This is a genomic window from Scytonema sp. PRP1, assembly GCF_036697665.2.
GTDB classification, from domain to species: Bacteria; Cyanobacteriota; Cyanobacteriia; order Cyanobacteriales; family Nostocaceae; genus Kalymmatonema; species Kalymmatonema gypsitolerans.
The window spans coordinates 97,777-122,825 of the sequence record NZ_JBAHYJ020000086.1; the positions used below are offsets into that span (position 1 = coordinate 97,777).

Annotated in this window: 21 protein-coding genes and 1 pseudogene; 12 read left to right on the forward strand and 10 right to left on the reverse strand. The window is 43.8% G+C overall.

Annotated features, from left to right (window positions below; translation table 11 throughout):
* Nucleotides 1-19 precede the first annotated feature (19 nt).
* The 3 genes from V5G28_RS21765 to V5G28_RS21775 form a co-directional block, all read right to left on the reverse strand.
* A complete protein-coding gene (locus V5G28_RS21765) occupies nucleotides 20-3,685 on the reverse strand; it encodes an NB-ARC domain-containing protein (protein ID WP_332990982.1) in 3,666 nt (1,221 codons plus the stop codon).
* 176 nt (nucleotides 3,686-3,861) lie between these two features.
* Nucleotides 3,862-4,173, reverse strand: coding sequence for an NAD(P)H-binding protein (locus V5G28_RS21770; protein ID WP_332990984.1), 312 nt, complete (start codon nucleotides 4,171-4,173; stop codon nucleotides 3,862-3,864).
* Between the two features lie 161 nt (nucleotides 4,174-4,334).
* Complete coding sequence (locus V5G28_RS21775; protein ID WP_332990986.1) at nucleotides 4,335-5,255, reverse strand: AraC family transcriptional regulator; 921 nt, start codon at nucleotides 5,253-5,255, stop codon at nucleotides 4,335-4,337.
* A gap of 331 nt (nucleotides 5,256-5,586) precedes the next feature.
* Here V5G28_RS21775 and V5G28_RS21780 point away from each other — a divergent pair, with 331 nt between their 5' ends.
* Together V5G28_RS21780 and V5G28_RS21785 are read left to right on the forward strand one after the other, a co-directional pair.
* Nucleotides 5,587-6,417, forward strand: a complete 831-nt coding sequence (locus V5G28_RS21780; protein WP_332990988.1) for an oxidoreductase — start codon at nucleotides 5,587-5,589, stop codon at nucleotides 6,415-6,417.
* A 152-nt stretch (nucleotides 6,418-6,569) separates the two neighbouring features.
* Nucleotides 6,570-7,142, forward strand: a complete 573-nt coding sequence (locus V5G28_RS21785; protein ID WP_332990990.1) for a nuclear transport factor 2 family protein — start codon at nucleotides 6,570-6,572, stop codon at nucleotides 7,140-7,142.
* A gap of 76 nt (nucleotides 7,143-7,218) precedes the next feature.
* Here the strand turns inward: V5G28_RS21785 and V5G28_RS21790 are convergent, their stop codons facing one another.
* From V5G28_RS21790 to V5G28_RS21800, 3 genes are all read right to left on the reverse strand, one after another.
* The gene (locus tag V5G28_RS21790; protein ID WP_332990992.1) at nucleotides 7,219-7,500 is read right to left on the reverse strand and encodes a hypothetical protein; all 282 of its coding nucleotides are present in this window, start codon (nucleotides 7,498-7,500) and stop codon (nucleotides 7,219-7,221) included.
* Nucleotides 7,501-7,577: 77 nt separating this feature from the next.
* Nucleotides 7,578-8,273, reverse strand: coding sequence for a 3-oxoacyl-ACP reductase FabG (fabG, locus tag V5G28_RS21795; RefSeq protein ID WP_332990994.1), 696 nt, complete (start codon nucleotides 8,271-8,273; stop codon nucleotides 7,578-7,580).
* A 122-nt stretch (nucleotides 8,274-8,395) separates the two neighbouring features.
* Complete coding sequence (locus V5G28_RS21800; protein WP_332990996.1) at nucleotides 8,396-8,620, reverse strand: hypothetical protein; 225 nt, start codon at nucleotides 8,618-8,620, stop codon at nucleotides 8,396-8,398.
* 265 nt (nucleotides 8,621-8,885) lie between these two features.
* Between V5G28_RS21800 and nuoB the strand changes: the two are divergent.
* From nuoB to V5G28_RS21825, 5 genes and pseudogenes are all read left to right on the forward strand, one after another.
* Nucleotides 8,886-9,580, forward strand: a pseudogene (gene nuoB / locus V5G28_RS21805) (NADH-quinone oxidoreductase subunit NuoB).
* Nucleotides 9,577-10,629 (forward strand): class I SAM-dependent methyltransferase, encoded by a 1,053-nt coding sequence (locus V5G28_RS21810; RefSeq protein WP_332991000.1) that lies wholly within the window; start codon nucleotides 9,577-9,579, stop codon nucleotides 10,627-10,629. Before nuoB ends, V5G28_RS21810 begins: the two are co-directional and overlap by 4 nt.
* An 82-nt stretch (nucleotides 10,630-10,711) precedes the next feature.
* Nucleotides 10,712-11,668 carry a hypothetical protein gene (locus V5G28_RS21815; RefSeq protein ID WP_332991003.1) on the forward strand — a complete coding sequence of 319 codons (957 nt, stop codon included), beginning with the start codon at nucleotides 10,712-10,714 and terminating at the stop codon, nucleotides 11,666-11,668.
* A 149-nt stretch (nucleotides 11,669-11,817) separates the two neighbouring features.
* Nucleotides 11,818-12,459, forward strand: a complete 642-nt coding sequence (locus V5G28_RS21820; RefSeq protein WP_332991005.1) for a Coq4 family protein — start codon at nucleotides 11,818-11,820, stop codon at nucleotides 12,457-12,459.
* Nucleotides 12,460-12,494: 35 nt separating this feature from the next.
* Nucleotides 12,495-13,877: a cytochrome P450 gene (locus tag V5G28_RS21825; protein ID WP_332991007.1), complete on the forward strand. Its 1,383-nt coding sequence runs from the start codon at nucleotides 12,495-12,497 to the stop codon at nucleotides 13,875-13,877.
* Here V5G28_RS21825 and V5G28_RS21830 read toward each other — a convergent pair.
* Together V5G28_RS21830 and V5G28_RS21835 are read right to left on the reverse strand one after the other, a co-directional pair.
* Nucleotides 13,874-14,365 (reverse strand): TIGR00725 family protein, encoded by a 492-nt coding sequence (locus V5G28_RS21830; protein ID WP_332991009.1) that lies wholly within the window; start codon nucleotides 14,363-14,365, stop codon nucleotides 13,874-13,876. The two genes, V5G28_RS21825 and V5G28_RS21830, sit on opposite strands and share 4 nt — an antisense overlap.
* 349 nt (nucleotides 14,366-14,714) lie before the next feature.
* Entirely contained in the window at nucleotides 14,715-15,596 is an 882-nt protein-coding gene (locus V5G28_RS21835) for a 4-hydroxybenzoate solanesyltransferase (RefSeq protein WP_332991012.1), read from the reverse strand.
* A gap of 288 nt (nucleotides 15,597-15,884) precedes the next feature.
* Between V5G28_RS21835 and V5G28_RS21840 the strand changes: the two genes are divergently transcribed.
* The 3 genes from V5G28_RS21840 (at nucleotide 15,885) to V5G28_RS21850 (ending at nucleotide 19,099) form a co-directional block, all read left to right on the forward strand.
* Nucleotides 15,885-17,531, forward strand: a complete 1,647-nt coding sequence (locus V5G28_RS21840; RefSeq protein WP_332991014.1) for a Ppx/GppA phosphatase family protein — start codon at nucleotides 15,885-15,887, stop codon at nucleotides 17,529-17,531.
* 735 nt (nucleotides 17,532-18,266) lie between these two features.
* On the forward strand, nucleotides 18,267-18,539 hold the full coding sequence (locus V5G28_RS21845) for a hypothetical protein (RefSeq protein WP_332991016.1): 273 nt from the start codon (nucleotides 18,267-18,269) through the stop codon (nucleotides 18,537-18,539).
* A gap of 251 nt (nucleotides 18,540-18,790) precedes the next feature.
* On the forward strand, nucleotides 18,791-19,099 hold the full coding sequence (locus tag V5G28_RS21850) for a SidA/IucD/PvdA family monooxygenase (RefSeq protein ID WP_332991018.1): 309 nt from the start codon (nucleotides 18,791-18,793) through the stop codon (nucleotides 19,097-19,099).
* On the opposite strand, the gene V5G28_RS21855 is transcribed toward V5G28_RS21850, so the two are convergent.
* A complete protein-coding gene (locus tag V5G28_RS21855; RefSeq protein WP_332991020.1) occupies nucleotides 19,049-19,597 on the reverse strand; it encodes a GNAT family N-acetyltransferase in 549 nt (182 codons plus the stop codon). The two genes, V5G28_RS21850 and V5G28_RS21855, sit on opposite strands and share 51 nt — an antisense overlap.
* 481 nt (nucleotides 19,598-20,078) lie before the next feature.
* The gene (locus V5G28_RS21860; RefSeq protein WP_332991022.1) at nucleotides 20,079-21,413 is read right to left on the reverse strand and encodes a YncE family protein; all 1,335 of its coding nucleotides are present in this window, start codon (nucleotides 21,411-21,413) and stop codon (nucleotides 20,079-20,081) included.
* Between the two features lie 873 nt (nucleotides 21,414-22,286).
* Between V5G28_RS21860 and V5G28_RS21865 the strand changes: the two genes are divergently transcribed.
* Entirely contained in the window at nucleotides 22,287-23,369 is a 1,083-nt protein-coding gene (locus tag V5G28_RS21865; RefSeq protein ID WP_332991025.1) for a DMT family transporter, read from the forward strand.
* Nucleotides 23,370-23,635: 266 nt separating this feature from the next.
* Complete coding sequence (locus V5G28_RS21870; RefSeq protein ID WP_332991027.1) at nucleotides 23,636-24,802, forward strand: peptidoglycan-binding protein; 1,167 nt, start codon at nucleotides 23,636-23,638, stop codon at nucleotides 24,800-24,802.
* Nucleotides 24,803-25,049: the final 247 nt, after the last annotated feature.

Consider the following 25,049-nt stretch of genomic DNA (forward strand, 5'->3'; position numbering starts at 1 on the left):
TAGTCTTGGAACAGATAAACTATTTCTGCTCCACTGCTCCAAGAGTCAACAAGGTTGCTTTCTGCGCTTCTGTCAAACCTGTTACTCCGTAAATATTCATGCTCTCATAAAGGCATTCTACTCTCAGAGTTTTGATGCACTCTTTTGTCTGCATATCCCATATCTTGATAGCACCATTGCCATCGCCACTAACTAAGATATGACCTTCAGGACTAAAGGCAATAGACATCACCCAAATATGATGTTCCAAGGTAGCAATGCACTCACCTGTCGCTACATCCCAAAGTTTGATGGTGCCGTCACTGCTGCCACTTGCAAGGATATCACCTTGAGAACTAAAGGCGATCGCCCACACCCAATTTTTATGTGCTTGGACTATATGAATACACTTTCCTGTTTGCACATCCCATAGCCGCACAGTGCCATCTGCACTACCAGTCGCAAGCATATCACCTTGAGGACTAAAGGCAACCCACCAAACCCAACTGCTGTGTCCTTTGAATGTTTGATAGCATTGCCAGGTTTCTAAATCCCAGATTCTCCCGACATCATCAAAACTGCCAACTGCCAGCTTTTTGCCATCTGGACTAAAGGAGATAGACATGGCAATATGTTCCGGGTGAGTGTGCAGAATTTCACCTGTTGCTATATCCCATAATTTGATAGTACGGTCATAGCTGCTACTTGCCAACAGACAACCATCTGGACTGAAAGCAACCCCTGTCACCATACTTGTATGTCCCTGCAAGACTTTGATGCACTTACCTTCCAGTACATCCCATAACCTGATAGAATGGTCAGCGCTTGTGCTTGCTAATGTGCGACCGTCAGGACTATAAACAACTAAATAGATGAAATCAGTGTGTCCAATCAAACGTTGGCACTCACCGTCTAAATTCCAAAGTCTTACAATTCGGTCATAGCTACCACTGGCGATCAGGAAAGATTTTTCAAAAGGGGTAGGATTAAAGGCAACGGATGCAACCCAGTTATGCATTCCCCTAAATATTCTCACGCACTCTCCAGTTGCGACATCCCAGAGTTTCATGGTGAAGTCATCACCACCAGTGACAAGCAGAGTGCCTTGGGGGTTAGTGGCAAGCGCGTACACTGCGTTAGTATGTCCTTGGAATGTTCTGATGCATTGCTTTGTTGCTGTATCCCAAAGTCGAACTGTTCCATCTAAACCACTGCTAGCAAGGGTATTGTCGTCGTCCACAAAAGTCACCGAATGCACGCCGTTACTATGCCCCTGCAAAGTTCCGATACAATGACCCTCATCTATGTCCCAAAGCCAAATGCTGGGGTCTAAACCGCTAGTAGCAAGCATTCCTGAAGCGCTGAAGGCAACAGACCTAATCCAATCACTATATCCTTGCAAGGTTTTGATACAGCAACCTGTAGTCAAATCCCAAAGCTTGGCAGTTTTGTCATCACTGCCACTGGCGAAGATACAACCATCTGGACTCAAAGCTAGAGAGAAGATTGCACTATTATGTCCATGCAAGGCTTGGGTACATTCTCCTGTGTCAACATTCCAAACCCTGATAGTACAGTCTGCACTACTACTGATTAAGATTTTACCATCGAGTGCAAAAATAACGGAGAAAACGCACCCTTTATGACCTTGCAGAGTTTTCAAGCATTGTCCCGTTGTGACATCCCATAACTTAATCTTTTCATCTTGCGCCCCACTTGCCAGGATGCTGCCATCTGGACTAAAGGCAACACACCAAACAGAACCCAAATGACCCTGACAGCTCATGAGCTGTTGAGCAGTGGCGACATTCCACAAGCAAATTTGACCTTCAGAGTGAGCTGTTGCCAAAATTTTACCATTCGGACTGAACACGGCAGACATGGGGCTTGAAAAAGTTTTGGCAAATACAGACTTAGATAAGTCGCTATGGGCAAAGTTTACTTGTCTGAGGGGGGTGTCTTGGAGATAAGCTTGCCAAATCGTTAGGTAAGAGAAGTCGTAGCCAGTTAAATCAGTTTGCAGTTGACACAGTAGGTTTATGAGGTTACCAACTGCATACCCCGGTTCTAGTTCAAATGTGGGGAGGTGCGGGTATCTTTTGAGAGATTGCTCGCGTAATTCATGTACAATCTGAGTCAGATGAGTTGCGATCGCCACTTTACTTCGCAGCTTTAGCAGTAGTTGCTCAATGACAGGCTGGAGAATAAGTTTAGTTTGAGCAACCCGAATGTAGTCTTTGGCTGTAGCTTTGATCAACGCATGGCTGTTGAAGAGGATAAACAGATCAGGAGAACTTGCGGTTTCGCTTGTCCTCTTACCCATCTGTTCAATCTCGGTACAAACTTGTTGAACAATATAATCGGTGACATATTCCATCACCACTGGTTGGAGAGTAAATTGCACAGGGGTGTGTGGAACTGATTTTTTTTCGATTAAACTGCGCCTCCCAAGTGACTCCAATGCTTCCAAAAGCTTCATTGAAGATACAGGTAAGACTAAATCAGCACGCAACTCTGTGAGAGTGACTGGTTCGCGATTGATTGCTAGCCAGCACATTAGGTCTTTTTCCAAAGGTGAAATTCTGTGAAATTGCTGTGCTAATAAGTCATAAATACTACCATAAACAGTCGTACCTTGAGCGCGAAATTCTGCAATATCACCATCAAATAATTCTTGAATTGTGGTAGCAATAATCTTGAGAGCGAGGGGATTACCTGCGTAATGTGCAATTAGGTCTTGCCAATCTGCATCAGAACCGCAAAAAAAGCTTTTGGTTCGCACCAGTTCTAGCGCCGCACTAGCATTTAAACCTGTTAAGTGTAATGACCGAACTGGTAAACTTTCCCCAACGAGTGCTGCAATTTCCTGGGGCTTTTCCCGACTTGTCAGCACCACACAGCTTTGGTGAGCCGTTTCTCCTATTTGCTTAAACAGTTCTCCGTAGTCTTCATAGCCAATTTGGTAATGTCCAGAGGAGTCTAACTCTGCTAATATCGATTCTGCATTGTCTAGCACAACCAAACAGCGGTGCGATCGCAAATGTGTTATCAACTGCGATATACGCTTGCCAATGTTTTCTGATAAATCTATTGGTTGACCGTTAGCAAAAAATTGCAGCAAATTTGCGAGCAAGTCTTTAAGAGGCGGACTGTTGCGGAGACTTCGCCAGACTACAAACTCAAACTGCTCTTGAATTTGAGTAGCCAGTTTCACTGACAGGGAAGATTTACCAATTCCACCCATCCCCAGCAAAGCAATCAGCCGACAATGGTCGTGCAGTATCCAATACTCTAACTTACTGAGTTCGTCTGTGCGACCAAAGAAGATGGAGACATCAACAGCTTCGCCCCAGTCTTGGTGATGGGGTGATGGGCTTGCTTCTAGCAATAATGGGGAAGGGGCAATATTTTCTCCAATTATGACAACTTCCCCAGTCGTTGGCTTGCAATAATCGCTTTTAGTCAACTCCAAACCGAAAGCTCGAAAGAAATACTCAAGGCTTTGCTTATCAACTCCTTCTTCTCGCGTCAGCACTTTAGATACCGTAAAAGGAGCTAACTGCGTGCGGTAACTCAATTCTTCCAGAGTAAATCTGGCTCCATCATTTTCTTGAATTTCTAAGACATGCTTAGCCTCCTGAAGCTTCTGCAATCCTTGGAGACTGAGAATAACACCGCGCCTGCGTCTTTGCTTGTACTTTTCCATTGAGTAGACAAGGCTAAGGCTAAGTTGAGAATAATTTTACAGGCTGAAAGGCAATATCTTGGAATCCTTTATCTTTTATACATTTTAAGGATCGTTATCCTGAGCATTTGCCAATTGCCAAATACTCCAAGGCTTATCAGAACTCAGTTAGAGCTTCATTCTTTACAAAACTTAACTTAACGCTTAACGCCTTCCCGCCGCAATCGAGCATCAAGTTCAGCCGCCGCATTCATTGATGTTCGCGTATAGGTCTGAGGTAGAGAAGTCAATTGCTCAATGACCACTTCGGGTTGAGCGTGGGTAATCGCAGTACGGACTGCTACTGCGTCAAAAGCATCAACCACTACGGGTTTTGCGCCCAGTTTGGTAAGAACATGAGCTTTTTCTGATGTTCGAGTCATTCCAATCACTTCGTGACCCGCAGCAACTAAACCCGTGACCAGTGGACGACCAATTGCTCCCGTTGCACCTGCAATAAAAATTTTCATATCAACACTCCTGTCAAACAAGCATTGGTTTAGAGTTGATACTTTAAAGTTAGAGCGGATTTTGGTTTGACTGAAGATCCAATTTTTATAAACTTGAGTAGTCCAATTTCAGTAGAAAACGGTATGGAGTTCCATCTAACACATATAGCGAACTGCAATGTTCAGGTGATTCGTAAACGTTCAATATCCTTCATGGGTGGGGCACCAAATAAGCGGGAATATTCACGACTGAACTGTGAAGGACTTTCATAACCAACCTGATAAGCCGCATGAATTGCATCAGCGTTTTCACTCAGCATCAGACGACGTGCTTCCAATAATCTCAACTGTTTTTGATATTGCAATGGACTCATTGAGGTGACTGCCTTGAAATGGCGATGGAATGATGCAGGAGACATACTCGCTTGCTGAGCCAAATCCTCAACGCGCAATGATTTTGTAAAATCAGCTTTGATCCGTTTAATTACTTCTGCAACACGCTGCATATTGCTACCGGATGTCGCAATCTGGCGAACTGCTTCGTCCTGTTCGCCAATTAAAAGACGGTAATAGATTTCGCGAATAATCATCGGTGCTAGGAATGGAATATCCTGGGGCGTATCCAGCAGCCGTGTTAGTCTGGTGGCACAATCAATTAACGATGCATTAGCATCACTAACGAACAAGCCTCTAACCGAAGTTTCTTTTTTATCTGGACTGCGCTGGATTTGGTCAATAATATTCCAAAGTTGAATTGCGTCCAGGCTCAGCTTAAATCCTAGATACGGCTTGTCTGGTGTCGCTTCGACAATGTATCCACTGAGCGGTAAATCCACTGTGACAACGATATATTGAGCCGCACCATACTGATAGGTTTCCTTTCCTAGTAAGGTTTCTTTTTTGCCTTGAAGAATAATGCAAAGAGTCGGTTCATATACAGCACAGAGTGCTGTAGGAGCAGCAGATTCCCGCATAAATTCTAACTGAGCGATCGCAGTTGAATGGATACCGTTCCCCAAGTCATCCGTATGGCGAGTCACTAGTTCCACCAGTTCTTGACAAGGATGAATCGCCGTCTCGCGTTTCAAGAGTTCAATTGCCATAGCAGTTTCTCGATCGCTCCGATCATTTTGCTGCGATTATTATAGAGGATTCTTTTGAGTCCCATCTGACTGCTTGAGAGGATCGGGCAATAATCTGCGAGGTTTATGTATTTAAAACCCTTTTGCTTAAGCCTATGATGAACCTATAACAAAAAGACAATGAAAGGATAAGGCAATAGAGCAGGGCACAACAAGCAAATCCAAATCGCTTTGATTACAAAATCGAGGTGAGGACGGAGCAAAAATACCGCTTTTGCAACTGCCTAAAAACGAATTGATGTCGGTTGAAGAATCTAGCTGTGTTACTAACTGAATGTAAGGAGAACGAAAGATGACTCAGAGAACATGGTTCATTACAGGTGCTTCCCGTGGAATTGGAGCCGAAATCGCAAAAGCCGTTTTGGCAGCAGGTGACCAATTAATTGCAACCGCCCGCAACAAAACCGATTTGCATCAGTTCGAGTCCAGTCAAAATGTGTTGACGCTCAGCCTGGATATTACCGACGAGGCTCAAGTGAAAGCAGCAGTTGCAGCAGGACTGGAACGCTTTGGGCAGATCGATGTGTTAGTCAACAATGCGGGATTCGGTTTGCTTGGAGGCATCGAAGAAACCAGTGCTACTGAGGTTGAGCGGGTATACCGCACGAACGTCTTCGGGCTGTTGAATGTGACCCGTGCCGTGTTGCCCAGTATGCGTCAGAACCGCTCCGGACACATTATTAACCTATCGTCGATCGGGGGCTACCGCTCCACTCCAGGGTGGGGCATCTACTCCTCAACCAAGTTTGCAGTTGAAGGCATTACTGAAGCTCTACACGATGAATTAGCTCCTCTGGGCATCCATGCCACTGTGGTCGAGCCGGGATACTTCCGGACCAATTTCCTCGATGGCAGCTCGCTCCAGCGCACTGCCATGGAAATTTCCGATTATGCGGAAACGGTCGGTAAAATCCGTAACCACGCATCTGAACTGAACTATCAACAACCCGGAGATCCCACCAAACTCGCCCAGGCGATCCTTGAGCTGGTCAACGCAGATACCCCACCTCTGCGGTTGCCTCTAGGGACAGACACCCTTCAGGCAATTGCTAAGAAAAACGCTTACGTCGAGCAAGAAACGGCACAATGGCGGACTCTGGCTGAATCCACTGATTACAGATAAGGAGTGGAAGACTCAGCCATGAAAAAGCAGCCTTATCTCTAGTGTTTTTGATTGCATGGGAAATACTGATAGATTGGGCTGCCTGACCTGTCGATTCGATAACAAAGACAAAATAGTGTTTTCTATACAGACTTAATCCAGAAAGAGGATTTATGAAAAAATACACCACCGCCCCCCACCGTAAATTACTAATGAGCTTTGGATTAATTGGCTTTGGTTTGATGATAGCCGCTTTAGCACCTGTGACCAGTGCTAAAGCCGAGCCAAAGCAAGCAGAGATTCGCTTTCTTGTGCAATCTAATGAGAGCCAGAATAAAGAAATAGTACGCGAAGGCTTTGCCAAATGGGCAAATAACACTGGTAGTTTCTTCTCACTGCTAGCTGATGATGTGGAATGGACGATTACAGGCAGAAGTCCAATTTCCAAAACCTACACCAGCCGCAAGCAATTTTTGGAGGAAGCGATCGCGCCAATTAACGAGCGATTGAGCGTCAGAATAGTACCCAGTTTACGAGGCATTTATGCCGAGGGCGACATGGTAATTGCCTTATGGGATGGAACAGCTACAGCCAAAGACGGCAAACCCTATACCAACACCTATTCCTGGTATATGACCATGAAAAACGGGCGTATTGTCAAGGTAGTAGCATTCTTCGATACCATTGAGCTTACCGATCTGTGGAAACGCATTCCTGTAAGTAAAAAGGAATTGACAAACTATTGAAGTTCAAGACGATCGCACCACAGGGCACCTCAGATGCAATCACTTTTCCACGCTCAAACATCTTTGCGATCTTTCCCTACTTGATTTCGGCAGGATCGAATTCGGTGACTCGTCCTGGTCGGGCAGCCAAAAATACATCGTAGGAAGTGCAATAAGCAATGGTGACATCATTGGCTTTGTTATAGAGATGAACCACGGTATTCGCTCCTCCTGGTTGGAGTGCAATGGGTTCCAAATCGCCAAAAAATAGACGGCGAATCGTGTCTCCACTGCCTAATTCATCTCTTAACTTTTGTAGCAGAGCAAGTTTCTTCTCAAGGGTTGGGGGCGTTGGATCTGCTGGGTTGGCTGATTGCATGGCTACAATTCTTCCGGAATTTTTACAGTGATACTCGTTCGCGTTCTAGTCTATAATAAAATTGATTCTTGACAGCATTAAGCACTGCCATAAACTGGAACTGCTGCCCCTCGAACATCTTGAGCCGCTTCAGATGCTAAGAAACAAATAACTTGAGCTAAAGATTCAGGTTTAACCCAGTTGTGCGCGTTCTCAGCTCCCAATGCTACTCGATTGGTAGGGGTATCAATAATGCTGGGTAGAACCACATTGGCTGTAATGTTGGTTCCTTTGGTTTCATCAGCGATCGCCTTGGTCAGGGCAACGACTCCTGCTTTGGAAGCACAATAAGCTGCGAGTTGCCCGCCCGGTTCTACAGCCCCCCGCGAGCCGACCGTGACAATCCGTCCATATCCATGCTCTAACATACGTCGTAGGCTATGCTTGCAGACTAAAAAGGTTGTGTTGAGATTCAACCCAAAGTCCCGTTGCCAATCAGCAAAAGGATACTCATGGGTTTTACCAATCGCAAAACCTCCAACCAGATGGATCAACACATCGACTCGCGGCATAGCATCCACTAGATGTTGAACAGCTTGCTCATCTTGCAAATCGGCAGGAATAAACTGGATTCTGTCCCGATCGGCAGGGGAGATAGCTTCTTTAAGCCGCTTTGTTTCTTCCGCTTTGCGATAAGGCACCGTGACGAGCGCACCGAGTGCCAGTACAACAGGAGTGACACCTAAACCCAACCCCCCAGTGCCTCCTGTCAGTAACACATATTTATCTTTCATTATTACTCCACAAACTACTAACTATTCCTACATCAAACAAGGAATTGACATTCGCTGCAAGATATGAGATGACTTTCCTCTTGTTTCCTCCACGGGCACCATCCACGTGGTTTCTACAATTCTCACAAGGTTTTGTCAAATACAATCCACTCATAGTCTTCTACCTGACGAATTCCCATTTCCCATCTTGCCACCTGTCTGTTTAAATACCAGTTTTCCGGCTCATGCTTGGGACGAGCGAAAAGCTTATTCACTTCTGGTACGACAAAAGCTGAATAATGCTGTGCGATCGCAACACACGTTGTCGATTTTCCTACCGCAGGTGCGCCTTCTAAAGTAATAATCATTTCTACAGGCTATGTATGGTGTGCTAGCGATAGTGTAATGTGTTGCGTTAGCAATCGCTTAAGTTAGCGACTTAAGACCTTTATCTTTACTGGTACAGATTCAAACGTTATCAGAAACTGTAGTTATCGACGGTGTAGTGAATTGTGAGTGGAAGAGCTTGCAGGAAAGCTTCCTACAAAAGAAAAACTGCTCTTCCAATCGCTTTAAATTACACAAAAAGCGCATTTTGTCAAACAATATTCATAATTATGAGAGATTCGACCCATGACTAATGTTATTAATCCAATTAAGCGTCCCGAAGTAACGCAACAACTGTCTGAAAATATTATTCTCACAACTCTGGATGACTTGTACAACTGGGCAAAAATGTCCAGTTTGTATCCGATGATGTTTGGCACAGCCTGCTGTTTCATGGAGTTTATGGCTGCTTATGCTTCTCGGTTCGACATGGAGCGATATGGCATGATTCCCCGTGCGACTCCCCGACAAGCAGACTTAATGATTACCGCAGGTACAATCACGATGAAGTACGCCCCTAACTTGGTGCGACTTTATGAACAAATGGCAGAACCTAAGTATGTCATCGCAATGGGAGCTTGCACAATTACGGGCGGAATGTTCAGTGTAGATTCTCCAACCACTGTTCGAGGGGTAGACAAGTTAATTCCAGTCGATGTCTACATACCGGGATGTCCCCCCGACCTGAGGCTGTCATCGATGCGATTATTAAATTGCGTAAGAAAATTGCCAATCAAAGCATCCAAGAACTGCCCCAACTCCAACAATCTCACCGCTACTACAGCATCACACACAAGATGAAAGTAGTGCCTCCCATCAATGATGGGAAGTATCTGAAAAGCCCTACACGGGAAACTCCATCCAAGGAAATTGCTGAGGCAACAGGATTGCCTTTACCTTTGGCGCTTCAACAGCAGAAAATGGAGGTAAAGTTTCAATGAATGAAGATCGTCTTAACGCATTTGTCAATCAGCTTGTCAACGACATGGCAGTAAGTATGTCAGGCGTGATGGCTAGTATTGGGCACCGACTGGGTTTATACAAAGCAATGGCTGGTGCTGGTCCGATGACGCCATCTCAACTAGCTCAAAAGACAGGTACTCGCGAGCGATACGTTCTGGAGTGGCTGAACAGTCAGGCAGCCAGTGGCTATATCACTTACGACCGTGAACAACACACTTATGAGTTGCCTGACGAACACGCGATGGTGTTAGCCAATCCAGAAAGTCCCGTTTTCATGGCTGCTGCTTTCGATACTATTTCCTCAATGTGGCTGGATGAGGACAAAGTTATAAATGCTTTCCAAACTGGTCGGGGCATTGGTTGGCACGAGCATCATCATCGGCTATTTTGCGGCTGCGAAGCGTTCTACAAAACGGGTTACAAGGCGTCGCTGACGACTAACTGGATTCCTGCACTCGAAGGAGTTGAAGAAAAGTTGCAGGCAGGCGCTTTAGTTGCTGACGTGGGTTGCGGTCATGGTGCATCTACTATCCTTTTGGCGCAGGCTTATCCCAACTCAAAATTCTTTGGCTTCGATTACCACAACGAGTCAATTACTGTTGCACGTCAACGCGCTGTAGAAGCTGGTGTTAGCGATCGCGTCCAATTTGAAGTCGCTCATGCAAAGAATTTTCCAGGAACAAACTACGACCTAGTTTGCTTTATGGATTGTCTACATGATTTAGGCGATCCTGTAGGTGCGGCAAAACATACAAAGGAAGTCTTAGCTGAAGACGGAACGGTGCTATTGGTTGAACCGTTCGCTGGTAACTCTATTGAGGACAATCTCAATCCAGTAGGTCGGATGTTTTATTCCGCCTCCACTGCAATATGCACGCCCAACTCACTATCTCAAGAGGTTGGGCTAGGACTGGGAGCACAAGCTGGTGAAGCGAGACTGGCTCAAGTTATGTCTGAAGCTGGCTTTAGTCGGTTCCGGTGTGCTACACAGACTCCTTTTAATCTCATACTGGAAGCGCGTTTATAGGTCTTAATCCGCGTTTGTTATTACGGGCGCAAGACGCCGCGCCCGTACCTCCTGACATCCTGTCCCTGAAGGGAGATGTGAGATGGATATCGCTGTCTTTTCTTCTCAAGAACTGCCCTTCGTGTTGCAAACTCTAACAACAGTAGCGGCTAAACCAGAGGCATTAACACCACTTGAACATCAGTTTTTACAGGTAGTGAAGCAGCTACATCAAGCCTCAGTTGTAGTTGATGACTTATCTCCTATCACGCCAACACAAATTGCTACAGCCATCACCGATCCACACCACCGCAAACGCTTGCTCCAAATGGCAATGGTGATGGCGATGGTAGATAACGAGATTACGCCTAGCCAGCAAAAAGCATTGCGATCGCTTGCAGAAGTCCTTTGTAGTAACGAGCAAAGTTTACGAGTGCTGCACAAAGCCGCTAGAGAACATAAGCTGCTAGCGCAGATGGACATAACACGGGAGTCGATGGGCATATTTATGAGTGCATCCTATGCACAAGAAGGTACTATCGGTCTTAAAAAGATAGTAACTCCACTGTTTTACGGCGGCGAAGATCCAGATGTAGCATGGAAGTATCGACAATTGGGGCTATTACCAGAGGGAACTTTGGGACGCGCGTTTTGGGAATACTACACCCAAAAACGTTTTAGCTTTCCTGGTGAGGTGGGGAGCATTCCAGAGCGCATGGTGTTTCACGATTTTGCGCATATTTTATCTGGTTACGACACTGACCCTCAAGGAGAGATTCAGCAGGGAGCCTTTCAGGCGGGTTTTATCCGCGAAAACGGTTTTGTATTTCTGCTGTTCGTCGTTCTGTATTTTCATTGGGGTTTTCACATCACGCCTTATGCGGATGCGGGGATGGAACTGTTTGATATCTCACGAGTCATACACGCCCTACAGCGCGGTGCAGCGTGTAAAGTAGATTTTTCAGATAACTGGAACTTCTGGGAAGTTGTGCATGTACCAGTAGAAGAATTACGCGATCGCTACAGCATTCCACCCTTTAGCCCAATGCGGTTCAGATAAGGCTAGATCCCCCCTAACCCCCCTTAAAAAGCGGAGAATTTAGCCCCCTTTTTAAGGGGGTTGGGGGATCTTTAAGGATTAACATCTAACTGAACCGTATTGCCCCTTAGCCAACTTTAGATTTTCAATTCCAGATTTTGGAAACATCTATGTGGAACAAACTCAAACAAATCAAAGCGCTTCAAGCTTATAAAAAGTCTGAAAATTACGGCGATTTTGCCATTCTTAAATCTGATTTATTAGGAGCAAAAGTTAATCCGACAGTAGAGGCTAAACTGCAACACGTTGTCGGATATCATCCCCTCATTAATTTAGAGGAATTGAGTAAATATCCTCAAGGTACCTTTGGGCGAGAATATGCCGAACATATGCGGAAAAATAACCTGAAACCATTTAACATCAGTCCCGAACTTGAGGACGTTGCTAGACGCAATGTATTTGCCTTGCGATACGTTGTCACTCACGATATTTTTCATCTCTTGCTTGGCTTTGATACCAGCTACGCCGGAGAAATTGGCGTGCTTGCCTTCGCAGCTGCCCAAAATTACAGCAAATCTCTAAAAATTAGCCTTTTGTTAGCAAAATTCCTATATCCAATCATAGCTCCTAAACAACGTCAAGCTATTTTTGCTAATCTTAAAAAAGGACTTGAACTTGGGAACAAAGCACAATTTTTATTAGGATACCGCTTTGAAGAACATTGGAAAGAACCAATCAACGAAATCAGAACTCGATTAGGATTACCACAAATTCATAACCCTGAATATTCCCCAAAATTCATTCCAGTTTAGATTTTTTATAATAACAAAATGCAGGAGAACAACAGATGATTACGCTCAAACAAAACTCTCCACAGCAAATCAATACGAAACTGCCAAATAGAACGCGTGAACCAGGATTGCTCCAAACGATATGGGCAGTTGTGCGACCGTTGGATTATCTTGAAACAATGCAAGAACGCTATGGAGATATCTTTTTAACTGAAATTCCTGGCTTTCGTCCCCAAGTCATTATCAGTAATCCCGAAGCGATTCAAGAAATTTTTACTGCTGATTCCAAGTTATTTGATTCAGGTTCAGGAAGCGAAATTATACAACCTTTGTTGGGGTCAAACTCTTTAATATTGCTAGACGGTGAGCGTCATATGCAACAACGCAAGCTGTTGATGCCTCCTTTTCATGGTGAGAGAATGCGGGCTTACGGTCAGCTCATTTCTGACATTGCCAAGCAAGTTATCAGCCAGTGGAAGATTGGCGATGTATTTAAAGCACGTTCCAGTATGCAAGAGATTTCCCTAACAGTTATTTTACGCGCTGTTTTTGGGCTGAAGGAAGGAGAGCGTTACCAACAAATTAGGAAAACCTTAACAGCAATGTTGGATAGTTTTGAGTCTCCTTTAAGTGCGACTCTACTATTTTTTAAAACACTGCAACATGATTTAGGACCTTTGAGTCCTTGGGGAAATTTTGTACGGCAAAGAGAGCTACTTGATAAATTACTTTACCAAGAAATTCGCGATCGCCGCTCAAAGCCTGAGCCTTTAGGTGAAGATATTCTGAGCTTATTACTATCAGTTCGGGATGAAGCAGGTCAACCGATGACAGATGTTGAGTTACGGGATGAATTAATGACCATGCTTTTCGCTGGGCATGAAACCACAGCAACCGCTTTAGCTTGGGCTTTATATTGGGTTCACTATATACCAGAAGTGCGCGAAAAGCTCTTACAAGAATTTAGCTCCATTAACGTCGGTAGTGCAGATCCAATGGAAATTGCTCGGCTACCTTATTTGAATGCAGTTTGTTCAGAAACCTTAAGAATTTATCCTGTTGTTTTCTTTGCCTTACCACGAATTTTACAAGCTCCAATGCAATTGATGGGCTACGAATTACCAAAAGGGATGTTAATTTCGGCTTGTATCTATTTGACTCACCATCGCCCAGATATTTACCCAGAACCCAAGCAGTTTAAGCCAGAGCGCTTTCTAGAAAGACAGTTTTCTCCTTATGAATATTTACCTTTTGGAGGCGGGAACCGTCGCTGCCTTGGCTTGGCATTTGCCATGTTTGAAATGAAATTGGTACTTGCAACCGTCTTATCTGATTACTCACTAGAACTAGCAGAACGGCGTCCTTTGCTACCTGTACGTCGCGGTATAACATTTGCACCTCCAGGAGGAGTACCTTTGGTGGTTAAGGGGCGTAATTAACGACTTAAAATTGCCTTTGTTGTTGCGATCGCCTCTCCTACCCCATTCACAACATAAACGTTTTCTGGCGACAGCTTTTTGAAGAAAACTTTGCTTTGTTCCTCGTCAGTCAGCAAAATAACTTTCTTATTACCTTTCAAAGCCAAAGCAATTTCTGAAGCTGTCCCAGCACCCATCCCACAGGCAATCACCACATCACTGGAGAGGACATTAATATTATTGCGAGCATTTCCCATATCAGTAAATATAGCAATATCAACTGCTTCAGAAATGCCCTTGCTATCCTCACTAGGAAGAATGCCAATAGTTAAACCATTGGCAGATTTTGCTCCCAGATTTGCGGCTTCCATGACCCCAACATTTCTACCACCAGTGAGCAAAACCCATCCTTCTTGTGCAATGACTTTCCCAAGTTCATAGGCATTTTGCACATCAATTGAGGTAGCCTTTTCTCCTGGTCCCATCACTCCAATAATGATTTTTCTCATTGCTGTTTCTTAAGAAGAACACAGTACCCAGAATTCAAAACTCAGAACTCAAAACTTTTCGAGCTAGAACCAGCCCTTTCAAGGTGGGTAAAAATTTTGGTCAAGAAATTCCTCTTTAACCTCTTTACTCTGTGTACTCTGCGCCTGCTGTCGGGAAACCCTCCCTCACGAGGTGCTCCTCTGTGCCTCTGTGGTTAAATAAATTACTTTTAAACCGCACAGGCACAAAGGGCGCAGAGAAAAAGCTGATATAGTAAAATTTCGGATATAGCGCTAAATATTTTTATAAAAAATTCATAAATTTTCAGTAGAAACCCGGTTTCCAGAAGAAACCGAGTCTGAAAAAACATTATAAACTCCCAACAATCATCCCAGCAAGTACGAGAAAACCAATCCACACGTTTTGCCGGAACATTTCTCCATAAGCAGAGTTAGGCAGGTTTGGCTGTCTTAAGCGTGTGTACTGCCAAGTCCAGGCTACAGTAGCAATAGCAAGACTGATCCAAAAGGTAGGGCGCAGGTGCATAAGCACACCTAGCCAACCCAGTAAAAACACGGTACCAACAAAGAAAATCCCAATTGCAACAGGCGCGTAATCACCAAAGAATAAGGCGCTAGAGTTCACACCAATTCGGCGGTCATCTTCCTTGTCGCTCATGGCATAAACAGTATCAAATCCCAATGTCCACAGTACAGTTGCACCCCAAAGCAGCCAAGTGGGAAGTGAAAGGTTATGCGTCACCGCACTCCAGCTAATCAAAACGCCAAAACCCCAAGCGATGGAGAGCACCAACTGCGGGATAGGAAACACCCGCTTTGCCCCTGGATAAAGCAAAATGACTGGAACTGCTGCTACACATAACCAAAATGAAAGCGCGTTAAGATAAAAGGCAAGAACTGCTGCACATCCCATCGCCACTATGGCAACAATGATGCCGACTTTTATCGAAAGCGCACGGGAAGCAAGAGGGCGATCGCGAGTTCTTTCCACTTGTGGATCTATATCTCTATCCCACAAATCATTGACAACACACCCAGCAGCACTTGTGGCGAGAGTCCCCAAAATGATAACGCCAACCAAGGGTAAAGGTGGTTTTCCAGCAGCTGCCAAAAACACAGCCCAAAGAGCAGGAATCATCAAAATTAACCGTCCTTCTGGTTTATGCCACCGCAAAAGCCGGATAATAACAAACAACATGGGTTCGGTGTTGCGTTCTGGCGTAGTTAGCATAGGCAGCAAAACAATAACTAGAGATAGATTTATTCACATATAGTTACATCTATAGAATATCTTTATTTGATATTTATAAAATCAAACCACAAGTAACAACTTTGGATACGCTTAATGAGTTAATTTAGTTGTGTGAACATGGTGCATCTCCTGACTCAGTCAGGTTCACTTATACATTCCGCTTGAGAATAATTTTGTTTTTCATGCATACATTGTCTCGCTCAGACCGTCTGTATTGCCAGCTTTTACCATCCTTAACTTACCATCCTTAACAGAGAGAAACCATAGATGGTGAATTTAGTTTCAGCTAGCTGGGAGAGCCTTCCAACTCAAACAGTTGAGCAACATCGGATTATTGCTGCTATCGATTTGGGGACAAATTCACTACACATGGTAGTTGTGCGAATTGAACCCACACTGCCATCTTTTAGCATTATCGCCAGAGAAAAAGAAACAGTGAGACTTGGCGATCGCGATATTGAAACAGGGAATTTGAAACCAGAAGTGATGGAACGAGCGATCGCCACCTTGGGACGCTTCCAAGAGATCGCCAAAACTCTCAACGCCGAAACAATCATTGCTGTGGCGACTAGCGCCGTACGAGAAGCGCCCAACGGCAAAGATTTTTTGCAAAGCGTAGAAGACGAGTTGGGTTTAAGCGTTGACCTAATTTCTGGTCAAGAAGAAGCGCGGCGGATTTATCTTGGTGTGCTGTCAGGGATGGAATTCAACAACCATCCCCACATCATTATAGATATTGGTGGCGGTTCCACAGAAATAATTTTGGGCGACTCTCACGAAGCGCGAACCCTCACTAGTACAAAAGTCGGTGCAGTCAGACTCACCAGCGAGTTAATCACCACTGATCCTATCAGCAACGCTGAGTTTAAGTATTTGCAAGCATATGCACGCGGAATGTTAGAACGTTCCGTGGAAGAGGTGCAAGCAAACCTCAAATTAGGGGAATTTCCCCGTTTGGTAGGAACTTCCGGCACAATTGAAACTCTGGTGATGATTCAAGCGCGAGAGAAACAGAGTTCCGTTCCTTCAACGCTCAATGGTTATGAACTGAGTTTAAAAGACTTGCAGGAGTGGGTCAATCGCTTGCGGAAAATAAGTAACTCAGAACGCGCTGCAATTCCTGGTATGCCGGAGAAACGGTCTGAAGTTATACTTGCAGGCGCAGTCATCCTACAAGAAGCAATGAACCTTTTGGGGGTTGAGTCCGTCACCGTGTGTGAACGTTCGCTGAGGGAAGGTGTTATTGTAGACTGGATGCTTGCCCACGGCTTAATTGAAGATCGGCTGCGTTACCAAACTAGTGTGCGCCAGCGGAGTGTTCTGAAGATTGCGAATAAATACCATGTGAATTTAGAACACAGCGATAGGGTAGCAGTCTTTGCTTTGAGTATATTTGACCAAACAAAAGGGACACTCCACAACTGGGGAGCAGAAGAACGGCAACTCCTTCAGGCTGCGGCGCTATTACACAATTGTGGTCATTATGTCAGCCATTCTTCTCACCACAAGCACTCTTACTATCTCATTCGCAATGGTGAATTACTAGGCTACAACGAAACTGAGGTAGAAATTATTGCCAATTTAGCGCGTTATCATCGCAAATCGCCTCCCAAAAAAAAGCACGAAAATTATCGCAATCTGGTGAGCAAAAATCATCGGCAAATTGTTAATCAGTTGAGTGCTATTTTAAGATTGGCGGTTGCTTTAGATAGACGGCAAATTGGAGCAATTACACGAGTGCAATGTGAATATTTGCTGGAACAGCAGGAATTTAATTTAAAAGTTTTTCCATCTCGCGCTGATGATGATTGTGCCTTAGAACTTTGGAGTTTGGATTACAACAAAGGAGTGTTTGAGGCAGAGTTTGGTGTGAAATTTGTGGCGAATTTAGAGCCTCTAGCTGTGCTTACTTAAATGAACTAGGGTGTGTTAACGCAGTGTAACGCACCCTAAAATTGTATCAATAATTACTTTATAAATTGTCTCTAAGTGCCAACTTCAGTAGTAAATTCGGTACTTTGCAAGCCAATGTTCGCACTAAATTTTAAACTAAACTGTTTAGTTTGCACCTGGTCGCAGGCTGAGTACAACTACCCCTTAAACTAGAAAAAATAGGAAAAGTAGGAAAAGTAGTAAAATTATGGTTACTAACAGCATACTCGGATGCTAGCTATACGCGTCCCTTGCGCGTGTCCGTGCCTCCTCCGGAGGAGCTTGCGCTAACGGCGAACGCGAGTGCGTGCGCTCTGCGCTCAGCCGTGCCGTTCGGCGATAGCCGTGGCGTTAGCCATAGGCATAGGACTCAGCGTCAAGCCTCCGGCTTATCGCACGCTCTGCAAGGATTTTTGGCTATTTAACCCTCATTTGTTGCACCTGAATATACTTCTAGGGTCTGAGAATCTAGAGAGCGTCTCATTTTTTTCTTTTTCAGCAAGCCCTAAGTAGACATTTCTAGAAACGAGTCATATGGCAATGGCTCACAATGCAGTAAAAACGCAGATTTTACTACACTATTTGATGGCTAATTAGGATTAGTAGGATTAGTCGGCAATTTGATACTTTTTACTTAAGTTATGACTAAATGACTGTTAATATTTCAATGCAAGCTATTTATTCTTGCTGAAAGTTTTGATTGTAACTAAGGAAAACATGAATAAACTGTTAAAGATTTTGGTAAGCGCTGTGATTTTATGCTCTGTGATTTTGAGCTTGAGCTTTTCATTGATAACTCTTCCAGCGTTGGCTGAAGCACCCAAACAAGAGAAACAAGAGACGAAAACTAGTAAAGTTTCTGAGGTAAAAGAAACCTTAAAGGATACTATTAGCAATACAAAGCATTCGGCTCAAGGAAAACAAAACCAGATTTCTAAGTCACAACCACCTCAAGCTCCTCAAGCCCCCCGACCAGCACAGGGGTATTAGATGCTCCTCGCACAGACCGAGGTAATTGGTAATCGTTCATCACACGACTATCACCAGGTGATATAACACGATTCAAGAATGTTTATCACCTGGTTATTTTTTTCTGAGTTACTATTAGCAATGTTGAATGAAAAATTAAAAAAATAGAAATAAGTCTGATTTGTAGGAGTCATTTACAAACAACCTTTTACCAAACAAAAGAGCAACATTAATTTTTTGCGCTCACCAAAATTTGTTTTAGAAGTGGAATTATGACTAATAGTACTTATGATCTAATCGGAATAGGGATTGGACCATCTAACTTAGGTTTAGCAGCACTTTGTGAACCTGTAGACCAAATCAACGCTCTATTTCTAGAACAAAAACCTCAATTCCAATGGCATCCAGGTTTATTACTTGAAAATAGTTCACTTCAAGTACCATTTCTAGCTGATTTGGTAACAATGGCTGATCCCTGTAGCAAATTCAGCTTCCTTAACTACCTCCAAACTAGCGATACTTTCCTGCCACTATTGTTCTGTTTTGTTCAGCCACTCATCCTTGGAAATCCCAAAAATTAAGGTATCCCACAAACGCCCCTTAAACCTCTCATTGTCCGGCAATCTTTGCTCAAGCTGCATTCCAATTTTTTCCAGCACCCTAACCGAAGCAGTGTTTTCAGCAATGCACCAAGAATAGACGCGGTGCAACTTTAACTCCTCAAAGCCAAATTTAAGAATAGTGGCTGCTGCTTCTGTTGCATATCCTTTGCCCCAGTAGTCTGGTGCAATCTCATAACCAAGGGAAGCTTCATGCGATTCTGGCTGTTGTTTGCGGATACCGCAGTTTCCGATTAATTTTCCTTCATATTTTAATTCCACTGCCAACTGAAATTTTATTCGTGGCACTTGCTGTTGCTGCTTCAAAAACATTTCTACAAATGCCCGCACATCAGCTTCACTGCGGGTTTCCCATTCAGAAAATTTCAGGTATCGGGTGTCAGCTTGATAGGCTAGAACTGCTTGCCAATCTTCAGGGATAAATTCTCGTAAGATGAGTCGCTTGGTGGAAAGAAACATTATAGCTGTAGGAACAGTGTTGATCCGGTTCTTTGAGTCGCCATGTTGACTTTGTTATGGCTACGGGGTGGCACATGATTATAGGTGGCTCATGAACAGCTTGCTTTCATTCTTCGGTTCGTGAAGAGTCAAGAGCGTTCACAAATCAAATAGGATTCCTATATATAAGTAGGAAAAGTAGAGAGTTTGCGGAGATACGTGCAAGATCGGACTTGTTGCATCGGTTACAGGTTAATGTTATGGGCTGCTTGTTAATGTTGATTTCAATGCCTCATTTGTGATTCTCATTTCAACATAATTACTAATTAAAAATCCCTACCCTAAGAGGGATGGGGACTTCAAGAGAATATTCATTGAGAAAAGCAATTTTGTCTTAATCTGTCACGCATAATATCCGAAGGGCGTTGATTTCCCGGAGTGTGCAAACTGCGATCCAGGCTAAGGGTTGTGAGCTAATGTAAACCGTATTGTCATATAAGTTCTATTTGCGAACAGCAAGGGCGTGGAAATCACCAATGTTAACTCCATTCACAACGTTATCGAATTTATACAGATAGGTAGGTTTAGCATCCTTACCGTCGTTTTCAATTTGTACGACGCCTACTCCAGGGGTAGCACCCACACTGTTGAAAAATGCAGGATCGTTTCCTGATATGGGATTCGGTCCACGCTGTGAGATAAAAGCAATTTCTTGAGAGGGTGATGTGTCTATTAAGTCTGGTGCAGGATCAGGACCTAAGGCTGTATCTGTCAGTTCAACAAGATTAACTGCGCGAACTTTGTTTGAACCGTCAATGTTTGCATCAAAGGGGTTGGGCTTGAAGTCATGTATTGTAATCGTGTTTGATGCACGGTTAAGTTGCCATAAGTATTTGTCACGAACGACTACCACACCATGAACATCATTACCGGATTGAGGAACTTTGATAAAATCTGGACGTTTGGAGGGATTTTCTAGCAGAGACTTGTTGTCATAGACATAAACAAAGTCAGCTATTTCAGGATTAGCATTGCCTGCATTCGTGATAAAGTTGTCGCCAACTTGAGCGGCAATCAATCCATTGAAGGTGACTTCATCTTTATTGTATATGTGTGCTATCGTCAGTGTTTCTACATTTGCGATCGCCACGCCACCATCAGCAAAAGTGACATAAACGAATTTACCTGCATCATCGACTACAGCTACCACCGGTCGGGCGGTGGGAGTTCCTAAGGCTGTCTTTGTCTCTGAAGTATTGAAGTCCAACGTTTTCACTTCACCAAAAATTTTACCTCCGGGTGCCTCATAATTTGTGGAAATCTTATGAATCCGTTGACCAGGAGTATCTGCAACAAATACAAAGTTGTTATCCTTTGAAGGGTAAACAGCGTGGGAGTTCGAGTTGGGTAATCCTGGTGGAAGAATCGAATCTACAACTTCACGTTTATTAGCGTCAATTGCGTAGACCTGAGCCGTAGTTGCATGTCCTACAATCGCATATGTAGCGCCTTTGTTGAAAGCAATCCAGTGGGGTTTTTGACCTGCTGCAAAACCTTTACTCTTAGCGCTAGCAGCCAAGTTAACTTTCTCAACCTTTGCATTACCTCTTAAAAAGTCTCGGTCGTCGCCTGACAGAACATAGAGATTTCCTCCCAAGGGAGTACCATCAAAGGAATCTGCCTGATCAATAGCCCAAACCTCATAATCTGATGAATTGTTTGGTTGTCTGGCTGAGGCTGATAGAGAAAAATTGTTGTGCAGTGGGAGGGGGACTTGGGTAAATATAACCCAAACAATCCCAACCAAAAATAGGAACGGAAGGAAAAATTTCTTCATCTTTAACTTTCCTCATTTAAGTACATGAATAAGTACATGAAGCAGTCTGTACAACGCCTCATAGCCGATTTGGTTGTGTTGGTAAAAGGGTTGTGTGCCAAGCGATCGCTTGAAAGAGTGTTAAGTTAAAAACCCTCTGTTTTGGAAGTGGTGATTAAGACTTGACTCAAACCAAACGATACTGACAGATTGTTAATCACAATCTGCATAGAAAATCTCCTTACGTGGTGAATCAAAGAACGTCGGTTAAGCTTGAAGACAACCAGCAATTATATGTAAAATATATTACCGATTTAACCTGAAACTACATAGGTTTTGCTTTTAGTAATATCACTGCTTTTTTTGTATCCAAAATTACTTAACTTTAGAATACAAAAGTTCCTCCATTAAGAAATGGAGGTCGAAATATGTATCAAAAGCGCAACATTAAGTGCCAAAACGGAATTGGTTAACACCCTTTCAAAACAAAGATGCAAGCTCGGTCTTCTTGATAAAAACCTTTATATTGCCGTAAAACTTGCAATTACGACATACTGTAAAACTTACTATAAATACGGTTAAACAATCAAGCCATAGTAGTATCAAATATTTGTAAATTTTACAGTTATCTTGTCATGTCAATTTGGAAACTAAAGCCAAAAAATCTTGACAGGTGAATGCGCCCTCCATGGCATGAATACCCAACCGTTCCCTCTCACAACGGCAAGCACCAGCCAACCTGTCAATTCAACCGCCCTTCGGACAAGGCAGCTATCATAACTGCTGGTGTACGCAGTTCCTAACTAAGTATTTTTTCCTTCACAAAACGACATAATTAGGTAAAATTAGTTAAAGCGATTTTCGCGTTTGTAAAACAAAGGCTTCAGCAATCCCATGCAACTGAAAGTCAGTGCATCTAGACTACCCTTGGCAACAATACTCTTGATAGCCCCTTTTTTCCTATGGGGTACAGCTATGGTGGCGATGAAAGGAGTGATACCTCACACCACACCATTGTTTATGGCGGGAGTACGTTTGATACCCGCGGGGGTACTCATTTTGATAGCAGCAGCATTCATGGGTAAACCTCAGCCCAAGGGTTGGGTTGCATGGCTGTGGATTGCTTTATTTGCCTTGGTGGATGGAACGCTGTTTCAAGGCTTTCTAGCAGAGGGATTACTCAGAACAGGTGCTGGGTTAGGATCTGTGATGATTGACTCTCAACCTTTGGCTGTGGCATTGCTGTCTTTGTGGTTATTTCAAGAACACATCGGTTTTTGGGGATGGCTGGGACTAGCATTTGGAGTCACAGGTATTAGTTTAATTGGCTTACCTCAGGAGTGGATTTTCCATTTTCTAGACTCAGGCACAATTGTAAAGACTTTGGATGCAACGTCTCTACTACAACAACTGTTTGACAGCGGCGAATGGTTGATGCTGTTAGCGGCGCTGAGTATGGCAGTGGGAACAGTGTTGATCCGGTTTGTTTGCCGCCATGCTGATCCTGTTATGGCTACGGGATGGCACATGATTATAGGTGGGTTGCCATTGTGGGGAATTTCGTCAGTTGCAGAATCACAGCAGTGGCAGAACATTGTGCCATCTGACTGGATAGCATTGGGTTATGCTACGGTGTTTGGGAGTGCGATCGCCTACGGATTGTTTTTCTATTTTGCCTCTAGCGGCAATCTCACCAGTCTCAGTTCCCTCACCTTCCTTACACCTGTATTTGCTTTGCTATTTGGCAATTTGTTACTCCAAGAAGTTCTTAATCCAGTGCAGTGGGTAGGAGTCAGCCTGACTTTAGTGAGTATCTATCTCATCAACCAGCGCGAAAAGCTGTCAGGGGAAAGCCAGAAGCTTGCTACCAGTGAGAACATGAGGCAGCAACAACAACAAGTTTTAGAAGCGTCTGCAAAGAAGATGAACCAAGTCACCTTACCTGTGAGAGAATCTGAACCAGATATGTTGCCGTGACATACTCCACACACTGATCGCAAGCGGTACAGTGTGCGGCTCTCTCCAAAGAGCCAAACAAAATATCTAAACAAAATATCTAAAAAATATCTAAAAAATAAAGAACTAATTCAGGGTAAGAACCGTCAGTAATGTGCTTGAATTTTAGTAGCGGTCAAGGTGTGTTCGATTTGCTGAAGCCAAGAAAAAACATTTAATATTTATATAGCTTATAGTTATTGTGGTATCAATGGCTTCCAACGCACGTTCTGGCTGAGACTTGCTCTATGAGGCTACGCTATTCCTCAATTGTTTTTATCACTTGCCTTGCTTGCTTAGGATTTGACCAACGTCAAGCAAGCACACTCGCACCTGAGCCAGTTTTCAGAAATTTAGAACTTGCTCAAGCCCTGGACAAAGACACTACCCCGCAGTCTCTTCTTAGACTTGGCAGCACAGGTGCACAAGTGAAGTCATTGCAAACCCTACTTAAGAAGTTAGGATACTATAATGGTGAGATAGATGGACGTTTTGGCGCAAGTACAAGCGTTGCCGTTACTAAATTCCAACAAGCAAAAGGTTTAACAGTAGACGGTATTTTTGGTAACGCAACCAGGCAGAGTCTTCAGACAGCAATCAACGAAAAATTAGTCACTTCTTCTCTTGCTATTAATCCTACCGCTGAACCCACTCCTAAGGAAGAGGCAGATAGAGGTATAGTTTGGTGGTCACTCGTAGGTATTGGTATTTTGGGAAGTATTGGCGCATTGCTATATGCGGTGAGAAGGCTTCCTCAGGGTAAAAAAGTTGCAACATATCCAGAAAGTTATACTCAGGTGAACACCAGTCCAGTTCAGCCAACGATACAAAAGTTTGATACTACAAACGACGTGCCGTCTAATGGTGCTGGTGTCATTAATACACAAGAAACAACGGTATCACCTTCTACACAATTTTTACCTATGGAAACAACTTCTCGCCTTGCCAAAGTCAATATTATTGACCAATTAATTGAAGACTTACGCAGTCCAGACTCAACACAGCGACGCAAAGCTATTTGGGATTTGGGTCAAAAAGGAGACTCGCGGGCAATTCAGCCGTTGGTTGACTTGATGATGGATGCAGATTCTCAGCAACGCAGCTTGATTTTAGCTGCCCTATCGGAAATTAGCACCCGCGCACTCAAACCGATGAACCGCGCTTTGGCAGTCTCACTCCAAGATGAAAGTCCACAAGTGCGACAAAATGCCATCCGTGATTTGACTCGCGTATATGACATGATGGCTCAAATGAGTCAAATGTTATCTCATGCTATGCAAGATCCAGATGCAGATGTGCAAGCAACAGCAAAGTATGCTCTTTCACAGATGAATCGTATCCGTGCTTTGCCTGGTGATACAAGTGAGGAAGAGGATACAGACGAAGAGGAAGACGAGGAAGAGGAGAATTTTTAAGCTTTTGGTAATTCGCCAAAGCATTGGCGATCGCCCTCAAGTCAGTCTGTTATGTATAGCAGGGGACTAGGGACTGGGGACTGGGGACTGGGCGAAAAGTCTTTTTGTGTCTAGGTTTTATCATCTGTTGATGTCTTAACCACCTTGGCTGTTGCTATATAAAATAATACTTTACTGGGGCAAAAATCAGCTAATACAGGTTTGCTGCATAAGTTAACCTCGGTTTCACTTATTAAATATAAAAGTT